This window comes from Bacillus salitolerans (assembly GCF_042680805.1).
In the GTDB taxonomy this organism is placed as follows: domain Bacteria; phylum Bacillota; class Bacilli; order Bacillales; family SA4; genus Bacillus_CJ; species Bacillus_CJ salitolerans.
Map to the genome: position 1 here is coordinate 124,291 of NZ_JBHUEM010000028.1, position 694 is coordinate 124,984.

1 protein-coding gene is annotated in these 694 nt (G+C 48.1%); it reads left to right on the forward strand.

Annotated elements, in window-relative coordinates; translation table 11 throughout:
• Positions 1 to 694, forward strand: a 694-nt coding sequence (locus ACFSCX_RS16210; RefSeq protein WP_377929294.1) for an aminoglycoside phosphotransferase family protein, incomplete at both ends; no start/stop codon positions are given.

Genomic DNA, 694 nt, shown 5'->3' on the forward strand with positions numbered 1-694 from the left:
CATTCCGTTACAGGGCGGAACTGTGGGGAATGTAAACTTGGTAACGGGAATCGCTGAAACCGAGGATGGCCAAAAATTACCTTACCGTATAGTGCTGAAAATCCAGAACAAGTGGGAGCGCTACGGTGATCCTAGTTCATGGCGCAGGGAATATGATTTGTATTCTTCTGAATTGGGAACGACTTTTTCACAAGCTCTTCGGTGGCCGATATGTTATCACGCCGAGTTTAATCCCGAAGGGAATGAATACTATCTGTGGCTGGAATATATCGATGGCGTAACCGGTTTAGACTTGACCGCTGGCATGTATGAAAAAGCCGCGTTGGAATTAGGACGATTTCAAGGCAGGTTGTATGCAGAGCAACCAGCCGTGCTGCAGAGCCTGACCAACCTGAGTCATCCGGATCTCATGAAGAATACGTATTTGCATTATCGCTCATGGCCTGTCGTGTACGATTATATACGATCGGAAGACTGCGAATTGCCACTGCCCGTGCGGCAAATGCTTATCGACATCGATGAGCAAGCAGACGAGATATTCGCCCGTATTGAAAAATTACCCCTCGTGCTATGTCACCGAGACTTTTGGATAACCAATCTTATCTATGCTGATGGGAATTTCGCGCTTATCGATTGGGACACTAGCGGATGGGGCTACCTGGGCGAGGATCTCGCAAGCCTGATTGCGGATGAA